Origin of the sequence: Pseudomonas massiliensis (genome assembly GCF_000826105.1) — a bacterium.
GTDB classification, from domain to species: domain Bacteria; phylum Pseudomonadota; class Gammaproteobacteria; order Pseudomonadales; family Pseudomonadaceae; genus Aquipseudomonas; species Aquipseudomonas massiliensis.
In genome coordinates, this window is the sequence record NZ_CCYK01000006.1 from 646,298 (window position 1) to 662,182 (window position 15,885).

The window sequence follows — 15,885 nt, forward strand, 5'->3', positions numbered from 1 at the left end:
CTTTGCCTGGTTTCAGCGGCTGGTATAACCCCCATCCACTGGCAGGCAGACACCGCTGATCATCGAGGCGGCTGTACCGAGCAGGAACAGGACCGGCAGCGCTACTTCCTGTGGCTCGGCGAAACGCCCCAAGGGGATGGCCGCCAGCATCGGAGCCCGCTTGGCCGGCTCGCTCCATACCTGGACCGCCATGGGCGTCAAGGTGACTGTCGGGTTTACAGCGTTGACCCGGATGCCGTACCGCCCCCATTCGCCGCATTGCACCCGGGTCATGGCGTCCATGGCTGCCTTGGAGGCGCAATAGCTCAGGTGATCGTCGAGCCCGACCATTGACGCCTGGCTGGACACATTGACAATGCTCCCCGCTATGCCGGCGGCGATCATGCCCTTGGCCACCTGCCCCGCCACCAGCGCCGCGGCACGTACATTCACGGCCATCACCTGATCGAAGGCGGCCGCGTCCAGAGCTACCGCCGATTGCAGCGAGGCGATGCCCGCACAGTTGACCAGCCCATCCAGTGGCGGTAGCCGGTCGCATGCCCGCAGAATGGCTTCGGGATCGGCCAGGTCTACTTCATAGGTTGTCGCGCCTTCCTCGCTCAGGCGCGCCAGCACCTGGTGATCGCGTCCGAACACGTGTACCCGAGCTTCGGACGCCAACAGCTGCCGGGTCACTTCCAGACCAATTCCGCTGGTGCCACCGGTCACCAGCACCTGCTGGCCTTGAAAATCGAACTGTACGTCAGGCATCGTCCATATCCCGCAACTGGTGAAAAATCGGTTTCAGTGCCGGGTAGCACTGGCAATAGGCTTGGAAGCCACGCTCATAGCGTTCCTGCCTGGCAGGTTCCGGGACGGCCCTGCGTCGCAGGCGTACCCAGCCTCGTTCAACCTGCTCGGCTGTCTGCAAGCCTGTGGCATAGGCGGCGAGCAAGGCCGCACCGTAAGCGGCTTCAACCTCCTGCTCGATGGTCAGCACGGAGAAGCCGGTGATATCGGCGATGATCTGCATCCATAGGTCGGACTGGCTGGCACCGCCCACCACCACCAGGGTGTCGTCCAAGGCGTGCACCGCCTGGCGGCCCGCTTCAATGTTATGGCGCAGGGCGTAACTCACCCCTTCGAGCACCGCGCGGTAGAGCTGGCCCTTGCCATGCCGCAAGCCCAGGCCGATGAAGGCTCCGCTGGCCCTGGCGTCCCAGATGGGGCTGCGCTCGCCCATCAGGTAGGGCAGGAACAGCAGGCCGTCGCTGCCTGGTGAAACTGCCGTGGCCAAGTGCTCGAAGGCCGCGTGAGACTCTGCCTCGATGCCAGGCCCGCAGTCGTCCTCCCCAGTGAAAAGGCCGTGAAACCAGCTGACCGACGCACCCGCTGTCAGCGCCCCACCGAAGCTGTAGAGGTCCCGGTCGCCCCGGTACACATGGGGAAAGCTGACGAGGCCGTGACGCGCATCGGCGCGAGCGTTCAGGTGCCCCCAGCACATGCTGGTCCCCAGCATGGCCACATGCTTGCCAGGGCGGGTCGCTCCCGCCGCGAAGGTGGCCATGGCCGCATCCACCCCTCCAGCCAATACCGGGGTAGCGGGGGCCAATCCCAGGCGGGCCGCAGGTTCAGCCAGCAGGCCACCCACTACTTCACCTGGATACAGCAGGCGCTCCGGCATCAGCCGAGCGTCCAGGCCCAGCGCCTCGAGCAGAGCGTGCGACCAACAACGGCCATCCAGGTCGTAGACGCCGCCGAGGTTGCCCGCGCTGCTATGGTCGATGGCCAGTTCACCCGTCAGCACCCAGTTGATGTAACTGTTCGGAGGCAGCAGCCAGCGCGTGCTCTTCCAGATATCAGGCCGCTGTTGCTTGAGCCACAGCATCTTGGTAAAGCCGTAGTAGCTGTCCACGCCATTGCCGGTGACAGCCTGCAGCTGCTCCAGATCCTGTTCGGCCTTGACCTGGGCTGCCTGGGCCTCGGCCCTGCGGTCCATCCAGATCAGGCAGGGATGCAGCGGCTCCATGGCGGCGCTCACCGGTATCCCGGAGCCGCCATACAAGCTGCTGATACAGAGGGCCTTGATCTGCCTCGGTGCCAGGGCCGCCTCGGCTGTGCAGGCGGCGACACAGGCGAACACGGCGTCCAGCCAGACGCCTGGCCATTGCTCGGCCCAACCCGAGCGGGGCGTATCCACCCGATAGCCTTGGCTATGCCGCGCGATTATCCGACCCTGAGCGTCCACCAACAGGGCCTTGGTGCTCTGGGTACCGATATCGACCCCGATCACGTACGCCATGGCCCGCTCCTCACGCCTGCCCGGCGGGCTTGAGCAACACCTTGATCGAGCGGGTCGAGTTGGCCAGCTCGAACGCCTCGGCGTAGTCTTCCAGGCCATAGCTATGGGTGACGATGCCCTTGGAAGTGACCAAGCCACGCTCGAAGAGATCGATGGCAATCGGGTAGCAATAGGGCCCGAGGTGAGCGCCGCGCACATCCAGCTCCTTGCGGTCGCCGATGATCGACCAGTCGGCGCTGGTTTCGGCACCGAACACACTGAACTCCACGAAGCGCCCCAGCTTGCGGATCAGGTCCAGGCCCTGGGTCACCCCTACCGGCACCCCCGTGGTTTCGATGTAGACGTCACAGCCGTAACCGCCGGTAAGCCCAGCGACCACCGCCTTGGCATCCTCTCGCCCCGGATTGATGACCACGTCGGCGCCGAATTGACGAGCCAGTTCCAGGCGCTCGTCCACCATGTCGATCACTACCAGCTTGCGCGGCGTCTTCAGGCGCGCCACCTGTACCATGCACAGGCCGAGGGTGCCGGCCCCGGCGATCACCAGCACATCGTCGAGCTGAACGTCGCCGCGGTTTACCGTATGGATGGCACAGGCCATGGGTTCGATGAGGGCGCAATCCTCCAGCGCGATGGCATCCGGAATGCGATGCACGATGGCTGTACGGGGAATGCGCATGTACTGGGCCATGCCGCCGTCGGCGACCTCGCGCTGGAAGCCGAAGATGTTGTGTACCTCGCACATCCAGTATTGGCCGCCCTTGCAGAACCGGCACTTCTCGCACGGCACGATCTGCTCGGCGATGACCTTGTCGCCGACTTTGACCCCGAAGTGCTCTTCGGCCCCCTCCCCGGCCTGCTCCACGTAGCCGAAGAACTCATGCCCGGGGATGACCGGTGCCTTGACCCAGGGGTTCTCGCCACCCCAGAACATGGCCGCGCCCGAGTGACATTTACAGTCACTGGCGCAGATACCACAGGCGCCGATGCGCAGGATCAGCTCCAGCGGGCGAGCCTGGGGCTTGCCGACCTGTTCCAGGCGATAGTCCTTGGGCGCATGGCAAACCACGGCTTGCATGGTGGTGTCGAGGGTGTCTTGCATGGCGGTTTTCCTTTTATTGGAGACGAAGGTATCCCGGCGGCCTGGCAGGGCCGCCTTGAAGAAAGACTTGAGAACGCTTAGTGCCGGCGCTGACGGCTGATGAAAATAGCGAGCAGAATGATCGCGCCCTTGATCACGCTCTGGACGTACGGGGACACACCCAGCATGTTCAGCCCGTTGTTGAGCACGCCCAGCAACATGGCGCCGACCAGGGTGCCAAGGATCACCCCGCGCCCTCCGGCGATGGAGGCGCCACCCAGGACCACCGCGGCGATGGCATCCAGTTCGAAGGAAGCCCCGGCATTGGGTTGGCCACTCATCAGCCGTGAGGACAACACCAGGCCGGCAAGGGCGGCGGTGAAGCCACTGATGGCATACACCAGCAGCTTGAAGCGGGCCGCGCGTATCCCGGACAGCCGCACGGCTTCCTCATTGCCGCCGATGGCGTACAGATAGCGGCCAATGCGGGTGTGCTGCAGCATGACCCAGGCCAGCAGGTAGGTCGCCAGCATGATCAGGATCGGGACCTGTACCCCCAGGACCTTGCCACGGCCGAAGAAGGCGAACCATTCCGGCAGCCCGGATATAGGGTAGCCGTCGGTATACAGCAGGCCCAGGCCACGGGCGATGCCCATGGTCGCCAGGGTCACGATGATCGGCGGCATCTGCAGGTAGGCCACCAGGATACCGTTGCCCAGGCCGAAGGCGGCGCCTACGGCCAGCCCGGCGCCGATGGCCAAGGGCGCCGGTACGCCGGCCACCAGCAGGCCCGCGCTCAGGGTACCGGACAAGGCCATTACCGGGCCAACGGACAGATCGATGCCGGCGGTCAATATCACGCAGGTCATGCCCACGGCGATGATGGCATTGATCGATACCTGGCGAACGATGTTCTCTAGGTTGGCGGCGGTCAGGAAATTGTCGCTGGCGAAGATCATGAAGGTGGTCACCAGCAGCAACCCCACGAAGGGATAGAACGCCGGTGAGCGGATCATCTGGCGGGCCCAGTCGGGCCGCGCGGCGCCAGGGAGCGCCGCGGCACGGTCACTGGGCGAGTTCAATTCGCTGGCTTGCGGTCGCATGACGCATTACCTCCTGGGGATTGATGGCGCCGCCTTCAAGGGTTGCCACTATGGCGCCCTTGTTGAACACGGCTACTCGATCGCTCATGCCGATGATTTCCGGCAGCTCGCTGGAGATGAGGATGATGGCGTAGCCCTTCTCAGTGAGCTTGCGCATCAGGGCATAGATCTCGGCCTTGGCGCCGACGTCGATCCCTCGTGTCGGCTCGTCGAAGATCAGCACCTTGCACTGATGGTTGACCCAGCGAGCGATGACCACCTTTTGCTGATTTCCCCCGCTGAGGTTGATCACCCGGCTTTCCGGCCCCGGTGCCTTGATGGCCAGCGCTTTCATCAGTTCGCGCACACTCTCGTGTTCGCGGTGGCGGTCGATCAGCCTGCCAGCCCCCTCGTATTTGCCCAGATTGTTCAGGGAAATGTTCTCGCGAATGCTGAAATCCAGTACCAGGCCTTCGCTCTTGCGACTTTCCGGCAGCAAACCGATGCCCTGGGCCAGGGCAGCGGCAGGGTCGGCCACCTTGACCGGCTCGCCATGCAACCAAAGCTCGCGCTCCACGCTCGGCAGGGCGCCTATCACGGCCAGGGCCAGTTCGGTCCGCCCCGCGCCCACCAGGCCCGCGAAGCCAAGGATTTCGCCTTCATGCAAGGTGAAGCTGTTGCTTGGCCCCTTGCGCTCGCGGCGCAGGCGCCGGACATCCAGCACCACCTTGCCGCGCGGCCCTGCCGACTTGGGCGGAAAGCTGCAGGCCAGCTTGCGGCCCACCATCATTTCCACCAGGCGCTCGATGTCGCCGTCGTCCGTGTCCAGCGCGCCGGCATTGGCGCCATCACGCAAGACAGTGATGCGGTCGCACACCTGGAAGATCTCTTCCAGATGATGGGAGATAAAGATCATGGCTACGCCCTGGCGCTTGAGCTGGCGCATCACATCGAACAGCAGTTCCGCCTCGCCAGGGGTCAAGGTAGCGGTAGGCTCGTCGAGGATGAGCAAGCGTGCGTCCAGGGCCAGGGCCTTGGCGATTTCCACGAACTGCTGCTGGGCCACGCTGAGGCGATGCACCGGAATATCCAGGTCGATCATCACTCCGAGGCGGGCACAGAGCGCCTCGGCGCGGGCGCGCATCGCCTTCTTGCGCAGCAGGCCGAAGCGCCCGACCTGCTCATGGCCGAGGAAGATATTCTCCACGGCATTGAGATAGGGGATCAGGCTGAACTCCTGAAAGACGATGCCCATGCCCACCGAGATGGCTTCGTGGTAAGTGGCGAAGCGTCTCGCCTGGCCATCGAACTCGATGGTGCCTGCGTCGGGGCGCTCCACGCCTACCAGAATCTTCATCAGGGTCGACTTGCCGGCCCCGTTCTCGCCCAGCAACGCGTGGATTTCCCCGCGCTCCACGGCCAGGTCGATGCCCTTGAGGGCTTGCACGCCGTGATACCGCTTGGCGATACCCTTCAATCGCAACAGGCTGCCCATCGCATACCTCCTTGCTTGCCGACGGCGTTACCAGCTGAAGGTCTTGGCCTTGTCGCGGTCCACCAGCAGGATGTCCACCGGCACGACCTTGGGCACTTGCGAGCCCCATTTGCGCGCCAGTGCCAGGCCCAGCGCCAGACGGACCTGGTCGCGCGGGTATTGAGCGGAGGTGGCGATGAATTTGCTCTCTGGTTTCTGGATTTCCTTGATCGCTTCCGGAGAACCATCGACGCTTACCAGCTTGACGTCCATGCCGCTGGCCTCGATGGCTGCCAGCGCACCGAGGGAACCGTTGTCATTGACGCTGAACAGGCCCTTGAGACTGGGCTGGGCCTGGAGCATGTTTTCAGTGACCGTCAGGGCCTGGTCACGCTCCTGCTTGCCATTCTGGATGCTGACCACCTTGATGCCGGGGAACTTGCCCAGCGCTTCCTTGCAGCCGCGCACGCGCTCCAGGATAGGTACTACCGCGATCCCATCGAGGATACCGACGTCGCCCTTGCCCCCCAGTTTCTCCCCAAGGTACTGGCATGCCTGCACACCGGCATCGAAGTTCTTGGAGCCCACGAAGGCATCCAGCGGCCCTTCGGCCTGGGCATCCACGGCCACCACTATCACGCCCTTGTCGTGGGCCATTTTCACTGCCGATTGCACCCCGACCGAATCCGTAGGGTTGAGAACCAGGATATCGATGCCCTTTTGCAGCATGTCCTCGATGTCGCTGAGCTGCTTGGACACATCATGGCGGGCATCAGTGACCAGCAAGCTTGCGCCTATGCTGTTGGTGGCTTCGGTAAGCGCATCCTTCATGGTCACGAAGTAGGGATTGTTGATTTCCTGGAACGAGGCGCCGATCTTCAACGGCGCCGCGGCCGCATTCGCAGCCAATGGAAGCGTGGCCAGAAAGGCGATGGACAAGAGCGTGCGGGCGGAACGAAGCCGAAGGGATTTCATGCGTTAGACCCTGTGTTTATTGTTTTTGTACAGAATGTCATCGTTAACATTACTCAAGCTAGCAGAGGTCCTATGGGCTTGCAAGGCAGCGTTTATTAAATATCCGGTTACATTCCGAGCCGCGCAAAACGAGACGCCGCTGGGTAGCATCTCCTGCTTTATTTTCCGAGAAACCGCTATGAGCCGCTTCCGCTTCTGCACCCTTGCCCTTGCCTTGCTCGTCAGCACCAGCGCCAGCGCCCATGGTTTGTGGACCGAACAGCGACGGGGCAATACCGAGGTGGTTTTCGGGGAGGGCGCTGAAGACGACGCCTACGACGCCGCCAGCGTCAAGGCCGGTTGGGCCTGGACGGCCGAAGGCAAGCCGGTACCCCTGAGCGTGGAGCGGCTTGCCGATCATGCCCGCCTGAAACCGGCGACTCCGGCGGCCTTTAGCGCTGTGCAACTGGACGCGGGTGTATGGACCGAATCCGCCGACGGCCAGTGGGCCAACAAGCCGCGGGCCGAGGTGAAAAACCCCAAGCAGTCCATTCAGGCAACCAAGTACAGCCTCGCCATTCACCAGCCCTACCAGCAGTTGCCTACCCTGGACAGCTGGGGGCTGGTGGTCATTCCCGAGGTAGATCCGAGCACCCTGCGCCCAGGCCAAGCCTTGCCGGTAAGGGTACTGGCCGCTGGCAAGCCCGCTGCGGGGGTGGCTGTTCATGCCGATTACCGGGGCGCGCCCGGAACCCTGGGCGAGAAAACGGACGCTCAGGGCCGCGTGAAGGTGACCATCCGCAATGAAGGCCTGAACGTGCTAGCCGCGGAAACCTCTATCCCGGGCAAGGCTGGAGGTCCGGTGGACACCGAGCACTACTTCGCCTCCCTGACCTTCGTTGGGGCACCTCACGCCGAGTAACGATTCCCGCGGCCGCTTCGATCGGAGGAAACGCCTGGCCAGACACTGTGGTCTATAGGTGACCTACCAGAGAAGGAGCAAGACCATGCTGAAATTCCTCGGCGGCACCGTGGGCATCATTTTCTTGATCGGGCTGATCGTGGTCATCGCCCTCTTCAAGCTCGTCTTCTGACAGTGACCCTTCGCGGCGTAAATGGCTACACCGCCGCGACCCCTTCCGGGATCGCTAGCTTGTAACCGTTGCGCCCGCGCCGCTTGACCTCGTACATGGCAGCATCCGCTTCGCTGAGCAGGTCACCGACCGGGCGGTCCAGCGCACCGGCCTGCAGAGCCACACCCACGCTTACCCCAACGTTCACCAGCGCGCCTTCCAGCTCGAAGGGTGCGCCCAGGGCCACACATACGCTCTGGGCGATGCGCTCGGCCACCTTGCTGTCAGCTACACCACGCGCCACGAGCACGAATTCATCGCCCGCCAGGCGACAGACGAAGTCATCCCGGCGCAAGGTTCTCTGCAAGCGCAACGCCACCGCCTTGAGCAGCTCGTCGCCTACGTCATGCCCATGGGCATCATTGACCTGTTTGAAACCATCAAGGTCCAGGAAAAACACGGCGAAGCGCGCTTGATCCGAGCCTGCCGATTCGAGCAGCATTTCATTCAGGGCCCGGCGATTGGGCAGACCTGTCAGCGGGTCACGCATGGCCTTGTCGCGCAGGGCGCGCTCGACCTGCTTGCGCTCGGTGACATCCTGGGACATGACATAAAAGCCCTGTACCTGACCATCACGGATGTCAGGGATATAGCTGGCTGCCCATATGCGGTTCGTATCGGCCTGGTAGAGCACGTGATCGTTCACTACCCGCTCGCCAGCCAAGGCGCGTCTGAAATAGGGCTCAAGCTGCTCATACAGCGCTGGCGCCAGTACGTCTTTCACCGCCCGCCCCAAGAGCTCAGCCGGAACCACCCCGAAAATCTGCCGATAGACATCATTGAGGAACAGGTAGCGCAGGTTTCTATCCACATGGGAGATCAGAATGGGCAGGTTGTCCGTGATCGCCTGCAGGGTCGCCCGGCTGTTCATCACTTCCGTGGTACGTACCGACACTCGACGCTCGAGCTCCGCGTGGTAGTCCTTGAGCAAGGCTTCATCCTGCTTGCGCTGGCCAATGTCCAGGATATCCACGATGCAATGCAGGGGCGCGCCGATTTCATCACGCACCAGGGCAACACTGACCTCGACCCACACCAGGCTGCCGTCGGCGCGTACGTAGCGTTTCTCCAGGAAATAGGTATCGCGCAGGCCGGCCAGGGCATCACGCTGGAGCCTTAGCCCAGCCTCAAGATCTTCGCAATAGGTGATGTCAGCAAAGGTACGGTCGAGCAACTCCGCGCGGCTGTACCCGGTAAGCGTACACAAACGGGCATTGACCTCGGTGAACCGGCCTTGCAGATCCACCAGGGCTTTGCCTGTGGCCGCCTTCTGAAAGATGGTAGCGAAGTGCGTTTCCATCAGTGAGCGAGCGCGACGCTCATCTTCGTTCACCTGGCGCGCCTCCTGGGTGACCCAGCGCTGGCGGATATCGCGTTCCACCATTCGGGCAAGGTCGATCATCGCGCTGATTTCCCCTTCGCTCAACTGGCGAGGCTGGCTGTCAATCGCGCAAAGCGTGCCCAGTACCAGGTCGTCTTCGCAAACCAGCGGCACTCCGGCGTAAAAGCGTACATTCGGCGCGCCTGTAACCAGAGGGTTGTCAGCGAAGCGAGGGTCCAGCAGTGCGTCCTCTACGATCAGGATAGAGGACGCATGCAATGCGTGTGCGCAGAAGGCTAGGTCCCGGCCGGTCTGGCATATCTCCAGGCCGACCTTGGACTTGAACCACTGGCGCTTGTCATCGACCAGCGATACCAGGGCGATAGGGACTTGCAGCAATTGGGCCAGCACTCGGGTGGCGCGGTCGAACCCTTCTTCGGCCGGCGTATCCAGAAGCTCGAGACGATGCAGCATCTGTAGACGCGCTGCTCCATTCAAAGGTAGAGGGGCGATTTGCATGACATTCAACCACGGCGGCCTGAGCATTGCCCGCCGCGTGCTTGCTCGGCATCGGGCATGGGCAACTCTTTATCGGGCTTGCCGGGATGAACTTGAATCGCGAAAAAAGAAAAGGCACCGCCTTGGCGGTGCCTTCGAATATGGTGGGTCGTGTAGGATTCGAACCTACGACCAATTGGTTAAAAGCCAACTGCTCTACCAACTGAGCTAACGACCCGCTTGGTGGTGCGCATCATACTGATTTCTAAGCAGTAATCAACCCCCGATGGGAAAAACTTTACCGGTAGTGGGTAGGGTCAGCGACACCGGCGGCAGCAAAACCTTCAGCACGCAAGCGGCAACTGTCACACTTGCCACAGGCGCGCCCGTCTTCATCGGCCTGGTAGCACGACACGGTGAGGCTGTAGTCCACACCCTCGGCAATGCCTCTGCGCACGATCTGCGCCTTGCTCATGTTCTGCAGCGGTGCCTGGATTCTAAAGCCCTGCCCTTCCACGCCCGCCTTGGTGGCAAGGTTGGCAAGACGCTCGAAGGCTTCGACGAACTCCGGACGGCAATCTGGGTAACCTGAATAGTCGACGGCATTCACGCCGATAAAGATATCGCGCGCGCCCAGGACTTCGGCCCAGCCCAACGCCAGGGAGAGGAATACGGTATTGCGCGCGGGAACGTAGGTTACTGGAATGCCTTCGGTGGGCGCTTCAGGTACATCGATGCTGGTATCGGTCAATGCCGAACCACCCATGCCGTCCAGGTCGAGCCCGATGACCTTGTGCGCCACGGCGCCCAGGTCCTTGGCGACCCGCGCCGCGGCCTGGAGCTCGGCGCGGTGACGCTGACCATAATCGAAGCTCATGGTGTAGCAGGCGTAGCCCTCGGCGCGGGCCATGGCCACCACTGTGGCAGAATCCAGGCCACCGGACAGCAGGATAACGGCTCTCTTCTCAGACATGAATGCTTCTCCTTGGTCAGCGATTGGTTCAGCGGCCTGGCTCGTCGTTCCATAGCAACTTATGCAGCTGCAACTGGAAGCGCACCGGCAAGTTATCCGCCACTATCCAGTCGGCGAGGGCTGTCGCGCTGATGTCATGATGGCTGGGCGAGAACAGCACTTCACCGGCCCGCTCGCCCAGGTTGTATTCGATCATCTTGGAAACGGCCCAGTCATAATCCTCTCGGGAACAGATCACGAATTTGACCTGGTCGTTCCTGGTCAACAGCGCCATGTTCTCGTAGCGATTGCGGTGAGATTCCTTGGAGCCGGGCGTCTTCAAGTCCACTACCCGACTCACTCGCGTATCGGTAGCAGAAATATCCAGGGCCCCGCTCGTCTCCAGGGATACGTCATAGCCCGCGTCGCAGAGCCTTTGCAGCAAAGGGATAGCATTAGGCTGCGCCAAGGGCTCGCCACCGGTTACGCAAACATAGCGCGGACGCAACGCCGCTACTTGCGCCAGGATGCTGTCCAGGGTCATGAGCGTTCCGCCACTGAAGGCGTAGGCGCTGTCGCAGTATTGGCAGCGCAGCGGACAGCCGGTGAGCCGTACGAAAACCGTGGGTAGGCCCGCGGTCCGTGTCTCCCCCTGCAGCGAGTGGAAGATTTCGGTAATGCGTAGAGTGTCAGACATGATCGCCACGGGCGTGGCAGCTAAACAGGCCACCCGCCTCCGCTAGCACCTGCGCCCACCGGCGGGGCCGGGCGAACGAAGGTCGTTGATAAAGGGCGCAGATTCTAGCGAAAAAACCCGCGTCATGCGCGGGTTCATTCACAAGCGTTGCAAAGTGGCTCAGAGCCGCTGCAGGTCTCGTTGCGCCAATTGCGCCGCCGCCGTACCCGGGAACTGGCTGACCACCTGCTGCAGAATCGGCTTCACCCGATCGGTATGGCCCAGCCGACGTTCCACATCGGCCAGTTTGTACATGGCGTCAGGCACCTTCGGGTGCTTGGGGTAGAGCTGGCTGACCTTGGCAAAGGCCTGGCCCGCGCCCTGAAGGTCGCCCTTGGCCAGGTTGACTTCGCCCAGCCAGTACTGCGCGTTGCCGGCGTACTGGCTATTGGGGTATTTGCGCAGGAAAGCCGAAAATGCCTGGCTTGCCTTGTCGAAATCCTTCGCCTTGATCAGGTCGAAGGCAGCATCGTAATAGAGCTTTTCCTTGGCCGGGTCCGCTGGCTCAGCGTTGGCGGCTGGCTGATCGGCCGGAGCCATGTCGGCGCCTGGAGCGCCGCCAGTGGCGGGAATCTGGGAAGCGTCGGCCGGGGCCGATTGTTGCACCGGGGCACCCGTACCGATTCGACGGTCGAGGTCCTGGTAGCGATCCAGTGCTTCCTGTTTCATCTGCTGGATCTGGTTCTGCTGGACTTCAAGCTGGCCGCGAAGCCGAGCGATATCTTCCTGCATTTGTTGCAATTGCATGAACAGCTCGCCCTGCGCCGAGACAGGAGCCGACGAGGCTCCTGACCCGGCGTAGGCGCCGCTCGTGCCATAACCGGAGGGTGGATAGCTGGTACCGCTACCGGCACCGCTTCCATCGACCACGGGAACCGCCGCCCACACCGAAAACGGGAGGGACAGCGCCAAGGCAGTTACAACACGACGGCACGCTCGCATGACGAATTACTTACGCAGTTCGACGCGACGGTTTTGAGCCCAGGACTGCTCGTCGTTGCCGGTAGCGACTGGACGCTCTTCACCGTAGGAAACGATTTCCAGCTGAGCAGGAGAAACGCCCTGCAGAACCAGGTAACGCTGAACGGCCTTGGCACGACGCTCACCCAGCGCCATGTTGTATTCGCGGGTACCGCGCTCGTCGGTGTTACCTTCCAGGACGACGCGAGCACCGCTGGCTTTCAGGTCCTTGGCGTGGACGTCCAGGGCACGCATGGCTTCCGGCTTCAGGTCGGAGCTGTCGTATTCGAAGTAGAAGGTGGTGATAGCGCGCAGAGCGGCTTCGTCGCTCAGGCTGCCGTCGACGGCACCGGTGTTTGCACCGTAGCCAGCGTTCGGGTCTACGGCGCCGGCGCCAGCGCCTTCACCAGCGTTGTCACCGCCCTTGGAGGAGCAACCTACAGCCACGGCCATGGCCAGGGCCAGCGCAGCGAATTTACCAAACTTCAGCATTTCCATCGTGAAACTCCTAATGAACCCCAGTGTGTTAAGTGTAACGTTGTGCGCCGCGTCAGTTCAGGTAAGGGGACCAGGACGGTTCTCTGACTTCGCCTTGAGCGGTAGGAAGCGGGAGCCTCACGCGGCCATTTAGCGACACGAGCATCAAGACTCCCCGGCCCTGCGAGCGGGTGGCGTAGATTACCATGGTGCCGTTGGGCGCAACAGTGGGCGACTCATCAAGACTGGAGTCCGTGAGAATCTTGACGTTACCACGGACGAGGTCCTGGGAAGCCACCTTGAAATTGGTGAAGCCGTCCTGCCGATGGATCATCACCAGCGTCTTTTCATCCGCCGACAGTTTCGGGTTCGCGTTGTAGTTGCCAACGAAGGTCACCCGTTCGGCATTGCCGCTACCCACGCTGGTCTTGTAGATCTGTGGCTTGCCACCGCGGTCGGACGTGAAGTACAGCGTAGAGCCATCCTTGCCCCAGAAAGGTTCGGTGTCGATGGCCGGGCTGTTGGTCACTCGGGTCAGGCCACGGCTGCCCAGGTCCATCACGTAGATTTCCGGATTGCCATCCTTGGACAGTACGAACGCCAGGCGATTGCCGTCCGGAGAGAACGCCGGCGCACCGTTCAGGCCTTCGAAGTTGGTCAGCTGCTCACGACGGCCGGTGTCCACGTATTGAATGAAGATGCGCGGACGCTTCTGCTCGAAGGAAACGTAGGCGATACGCTTGCCATCGGGCGCGTAGCGCGGCGACAGGATCGGCTCACGGGACTGCAGCAGGGTCACGGCGCGTGCGCCGTCGTAGTCCGAGCGCTGCAGGGTATAGCGCACGTTGTTGCCACCCAGACGCTCGGCGGTGACATAGAGCATGCGAGTGGAAAAGGCGCCCTTGATGCCGGTGAGCTTCTCGAACGACTGGTCGGCGATGTAGTGAGCCATGTCGCGCAGCTGGTCTACCCCACCGCTTACGCTACCGGTGCTGACCTGCTGTTCCGTGGCCACGTTGAACAGGGTGTATTGCACCTGAAGACGGCCGCCAGCTGGCACGATGCTGCCCACCATCAGGTACTGGGCGCCCAGGGCTTTCCAGTCCCGGAAGATCACTTCGCTGGGCTGGGACGGCAGGCTGATCATGTTCTGCCGTGGAATGGGCGCGTAGTAGCCGGAGTTGCGCAGGTCGTCGCCGATGATCTGCGCCATGTCGTCGGGCAGCGCACCACCCTGGTACCCGAAGGGCACCACGGCGATGGGCGTCGCCCGGTCGGTGCCGCTGGTGACCATGATGTTTTTTTCGTCGGCCTGGGCCAGGCCCGCCGCGCAACAGAGCACGACAAGCAGGCCTCGAAGAAGATTAATCACAACGCAAGATCCTCAGGTGTGAATGTCATTTTGAAGGAGCGGTACTGGTTGAAGTCGCTGGGTTTCATGCCCTGCATTTCCGTCAACCTACCAATGTTCTTCACCGCCGCCACCGCGGAGCTGTCATAGGGGGCGTCCCCACTGGACTTCGCCACGCTGACGTTGGTGATGGTGCCATCAGGCAGCATGTTGATCTGCAGCACAACCGTCATGCCCTTGCGCGCCGATGGTGGCCGTGCCCAACCCTCGGCGGCGCGCGAACGAATCAGGTCATCGAAATTGCCAGCGACCTCGTCTCCCTGTTCATCGGCCAGCGCCTGCTGCCGCTGGGGCGTGTCGGACAGCAAGTCCGCCAGCGCCTGGGCTTTCTTGTCTTCGGCAGCCTTGCGGGCCGCTTCCTGGGCCTTCTTCTTCGCGGCATCGGCGGCGGCCTTTTTCTTGGCCTCCTCCGCAGCCTTGGCCTTGGCTTCCTCGGCGGCCTTGGCCTTGGCATCATCCGCGGCTTTTTTCTTGGCTTCCTCGGCAGCCTTGGCGGCATCGGCGGCGGCTTTCTTCTTGGCCTCTTCGGCAGCCTGCTTCTTGGCCTCTTCCTCGGCCTCTTTCTTCGCTTCTTCCGCAGCCTTCTTCTTGGCGATCTCGGCCTGCTCGGCTTTCTTCGCCTCGGCGGCCTTGGCGGCTTCGGCAGCCTTCGCCGCTTCCGCGGCCTTGGCGGCTTCAGCGGCCTTGGCGGCGGCCTCGGCTTTCTTGGCTTCGTCGGCCTGGCGGGCGGCTTCGGCTTTTTGAGCGGCCTCGGCTTTCTTTTGTTCCGCCGCCTTTATCTCCTCCTGCTCCACCTTCTTGGTTTCCATCTGCTCGACTTCGGTCTGGCGCGCGGCGGATTTCTTCGCCTCGCCCGCAAGCTTCTGGTTGGTCTGGGTGGTGGCCTGGCTCTTGGACTTGAGCTGGTAGAGGGTCGCCTGGACGATAGGCTTGGCCGGAGGCAGTTCCGGCGTCATGGCGAAGCTGACGAACAGCATGCCGAAGATGAGCGCATGCAGCGCGACGGCCCATACAGTGGGCCAGAAGTAGTTTTCCGAGGCGGAATGCTCTCGATGTCGCATCACGGGGCCTCGGTGATCAGGCCGACGTTACCGACACCGGCCTTCTGCAGCCCACCCATGGCGCCCATGACGGCGCCATAGTCGACCGACTTGTCGCCCCGGATGAACACCTGGGTCTTCTTGCCGTTGGCATTGCCCTGGTTGATGATCGCGGTCACGGCCTGGGTCATCTGCGGCAAGGTATTGGCCTTGGCCATCTGTTTGTCGGTATCGACCTCGCTACCCAGGTTCCAATAGTAGGTTTTGTCCGCCTTGATGGAGATGGTCAGCACCTGGGTGTTGTTGTCCTGGGGCAGGGCCTCGCTGGACACCTTGGGCAGGTCAACCTTCACCCCCTGGTTGAGCATGGGAGCGGTAACCATGAAGATGACCAGCAGCACCAGCATCACGTCGATGTAGGGCACTACGTTCATCTCGGCCACCGGCTTGCGTTTTTGCCGAACTCGAGCCATGGGAAATACCTG

16 protein-coding genes and 1 tRNA gene are annotated in these 15,885 nt (G+C 62.4%); 2 read left to right on the top strand and 15 right to left on the bottom strand.

Features of this window, described 5'->3' with window-relative positions; all coding sequences use genetic code 11:
- Positions 1 to 12: 12 nt before the first annotated feature.
- From BN1188_RS08975 to BN1188_RS09000, 6 genes are all read right to left on the bottom strand, one after another.
- Positions 13 to 750 (bottom strand): SDR family oxidoreductase, encoded by a 738-nt coding sequence (locus tag BN1188_RS08975; RefSeq protein WP_040261051.1) that lies wholly within the window; start codon positions 748 to 750, stop codon positions 13 to 15.
- A complete protein-coding gene (locus tag BN1188_RS08980) occupies positions 743 to 2,281 on the bottom strand; it encodes an FGGY-family carbohydrate kinase (protein ID WP_040261052.1) in 1,539 nt (512 codons plus the stop codon). The genes BN1188_RS08975 and BN1188_RS08980 overlap by 8 nt, the downstream gene beginning before the upstream one ends.
- Positions 2,282 to 2,291: 10 nt before the next feature.
- Complete coding sequence (locus BN1188_RS08985) at positions 2,292 to 3,383, bottom strand: alcohol dehydrogenase catalytic domain-containing protein (protein ID WP_040261053.1); 1,092 nt, start codon at positions 3,381 to 3,383, stop codon at positions 2,292 to 2,294.
- 77 nt (positions 3,384 to 3,460) lie between these two features.
- A complete protein-coding gene (locus tag BN1188_RS08990; RefSeq protein ID WP_408633599.1) occupies positions 3,461 to 4,378 on the bottom strand; it encodes an ABC transporter permease in 918 nt (305 codons plus the stop codon).
- Between the two features lie 49 nt (positions 4,379 to 4,427).
- Positions 4,428 to 5,939 carry a sugar ABC transporter ATP-binding protein gene (locus BN1188_RS08995; protein ID WP_040261055.1) on the bottom strand — a complete coding sequence of 504 codons (1,512 nt, stop codon included), beginning with the start codon at positions 5,937 to 5,939 and terminating at the stop codon, positions 4,428 to 4,430.
- A 27-nt stretch (positions 5,940 to 5,966) separates the two neighbouring features.
- Positions 5,967 to 6,893, bottom strand: coding sequence for an ABC transporter substrate-binding protein (locus BN1188_RS09000; RefSeq protein ID WP_040261056.1), 927 nt, complete (start codon positions 6,891 to 6,893; stop codon positions 5,967 to 5,969).
- Between the two features lie 178 nt (positions 6,894 to 7,071).
- Here BN1188_RS09000 and BN1188_RS09005 point away from each other — a divergent pair, with 178 nt between their 5' ends.
- Both BN1188_RS09005 and BN1188_RS22450 read left to right on the top strand, forming a co-directional pair.
- The gene (locus tag BN1188_RS09005) at positions 7,072 to 7,794 is read left to right on the top strand and encodes a DUF4198 domain-containing protein (protein WP_040261057.1); all 723 of its coding nucleotides are present in this window, start codon (positions 7,072 to 7,074) and stop codon (positions 7,792 to 7,794) included.
- 58 nt (positions 7,795 to 7,852) lie between these two features.
- Positions 7,853 to 7,966, top strand: coding sequence for a small membrane protein YohP (locus BN1188_RS22450; RefSeq protein WP_456300027.1), 114 nt, complete (start codon positions 7,853 to 7,855; stop codon positions 7,964 to 7,966).
- A gap of 25 nt (positions 7,967 to 7,991) precedes the next feature.
- On the opposite strand, the gene BN1188_RS09010 is transcribed toward BN1188_RS22450, so the two are convergent.
- From BN1188_RS09010 to tolR, 9 genes are all read right to left on the bottom strand, one after another.
- Complete coding sequence (locus BN1188_RS09010; RefSeq protein ID WP_187375318.1) at positions 7,992 to 9,800, bottom strand: bifunctional diguanylate cyclase/phosphodiesterase; 1,809 nt, start codon at positions 9,798 to 9,800, stop codon at positions 7,992 to 7,994.
- 186 nt (positions 9,801 to 9,986) lie between these two features.
- Positions 9,987 to 10,062: transfer RNA gene (locus tag BN1188_RS09015), tRNA-Lys, on the bottom strand.
- Between the two features lie 60 nt (positions 10,063 to 10,122).
- Entirely contained in the window at positions 10,123 to 10,797 is a 675-nt protein-coding gene (gene queC, locus BN1188_RS09020; protein ID WP_040261059.1) for a 7-cyano-7-deazaguanine synthase QueC, read from the bottom strand.
- A gap of 28 nt (positions 10,798 to 10,825) precedes the next feature.
- The gene (gene queE / locus BN1188_RS09025; protein ID WP_040261060.1) at positions 10,826 to 11,473 is read right to left on the bottom strand and encodes a 7-carboxy-7-deazaguanine synthase QueE; all 648 of its coding nucleotides are present in this window, start codon (positions 11,471 to 11,473) and stop codon (positions 10,826 to 10,828) included.
- A gap of 159 nt (positions 11,474 to 11,632) precedes the next feature.
- The gene (gene ybgF / locus BN1188_RS09030; protein WP_040261061.1) at positions 11,633 to 12,454 is read right to left on the bottom strand and encodes a tol-pal system protein YbgF; all 822 of its coding nucleotides are present in this window, start codon (positions 12,452 to 12,454) and stop codon (positions 11,633 to 11,635) included.
- A gap of 6 nt (positions 12,455 to 12,460) precedes the next feature.
- Positions 12,461 to 12,970 carry a peptidoglycan-associated lipoprotein Pal gene (pal, locus tag BN1188_RS09035; RefSeq protein WP_040261062.1) on the bottom strand — a complete coding sequence of 170 codons (510 nt, stop codon included), beginning with the start codon at positions 12,968 to 12,970 and terminating at the stop codon, positions 12,461 to 12,463.
- 52 nt (positions 12,971 to 13,022) lie between these two features.
- The gene (gene tolB, locus BN1188_RS09040) at positions 13,023 to 14,321 is read right to left on the bottom strand and encodes a Tol-Pal system beta propeller repeat protein TolB (protein ID WP_040261063.1); all 1,299 of its coding nucleotides are present in this window, start codon (positions 14,319 to 14,321) and stop codon (positions 13,023 to 13,025) included.
- A complete protein-coding gene (gene tolA, locus BN1188_RS09045) occupies positions 14,318 to 15,421 on the bottom strand; it encodes a cell envelope integrity protein TolA (RefSeq protein ID WP_040261064.1) in 1,104 nt (367 codons plus the stop codon). Before tolA ends, tolB begins: the two co-directional genes overlap by 4 nt.
- Positions 15,421 to 15,873: a protein TolR gene (gene tolR / locus BN1188_RS09050; protein WP_040261066.1), complete on the bottom strand. Its 453-nt coding sequence runs from the start codon at positions 15,871 to 15,873 to the stop codon at positions 15,421 to 15,423. The genes tolA and tolR overlap by 1 nt, the downstream gene beginning before the upstream one ends.
- Between the last annotated feature and the right edge of the window lie 12 nt (positions 15,874 to 15,885).

Bases quoted from the DNA above. Each gene is read 5' to 3' on its own strand.
- BN1188_RS08975 (WP_040261051.1), bottom strand. From the start codon at position 750: ATGCCTGACGTACAGTTCGATTTTCAAGGCCAGCAGGTGCTGGTGACC.
- BN1188_RS08980 (WP_040261052.1), bottom strand. From the start codon at position 2,281: ATGGCGTACGTGATCGGGGTCGATATCGGTACCCAGAGCACCAAGGCC.
- BN1188_RS08985 (WP_040261053.1), bottom strand. From the start codon at position 3,383: ATGCAAGACACCCTCGACACCACCATGCAAGCCGTGGTTTGCCATGCG.
- BN1188_RS08990 (WP_408633599.1), bottom strand. From the start codon at position 4,378: ATGATCCGCTCACCGGCGTTCTATCCCTTCGTGGGGTTGCTGCTGGTG.
- BN1188_RS08995 (WP_040261055.1), bottom strand. From the start codon at position 5,939: ATGGGCAGCCTGTTGCGATTGAAGGGTATCGCCAAGCGGTATCACGGC.
- BN1188_RS09000 (WP_040261056.1), bottom strand. From the start codon at position 6,893: ATGAAATCCCTTCGGCTTCGTTCCGCCCGCACGCTCTTGTCCATCGCC.
- BN1188_RS09005 (WP_040261057.1), top strand. From the start codon at position 7,072: ATGAGCCGCTTCCGCTTCTGCACCCTTGCCCTTGCCTTGCTCGTCAGC.
- BN1188_RS09010 (WP_187375318.1), bottom strand. From the start codon at position 9,800: ATGCTGCATCGTCTCGAGCTTCTGGATACGCCGGCCGAAGAAGGGTTC.
- queC (WP_040261059.1), bottom strand. From the start codon at position 10,797: ATGTCTGAGAAGAGAGCCGTTATCCTGCTGTCCGGTGGCCTGGATTCT.
- queE (WP_040261060.1), bottom strand. From the start codon at position 11,473: ATGTCTGACACTCTACGCATTACCGAAATCTTCCACTCGCTGCAGGGG.
- ybgF (WP_040261061.1), bottom strand. From the start codon at position 12,454: ATGCGAGCGTGCCGTCGTGTTGTAACTGCCTTGGCGCTGTCCCTCCCG.
- pal (WP_040261062.1), bottom strand. From the start codon at position 12,970: ATGGAAATGCTGAAGTTTGGTAAATTCGCTGCGCTGGCCCTGGCCATG.
- tolA (WP_040261064.1), bottom strand. From the start codon at position 15,421: ATGCGACATCGAGAGCATTCCGCCTCGGAAAACTACTTCTGGCCCACT.
- tolR (WP_040261066.1), bottom strand. From the start codon at position 15,873: ATGGCTCGAGTTCGGCAAAAACGCAAGCCGGTGGCCGAGATGAACGTA.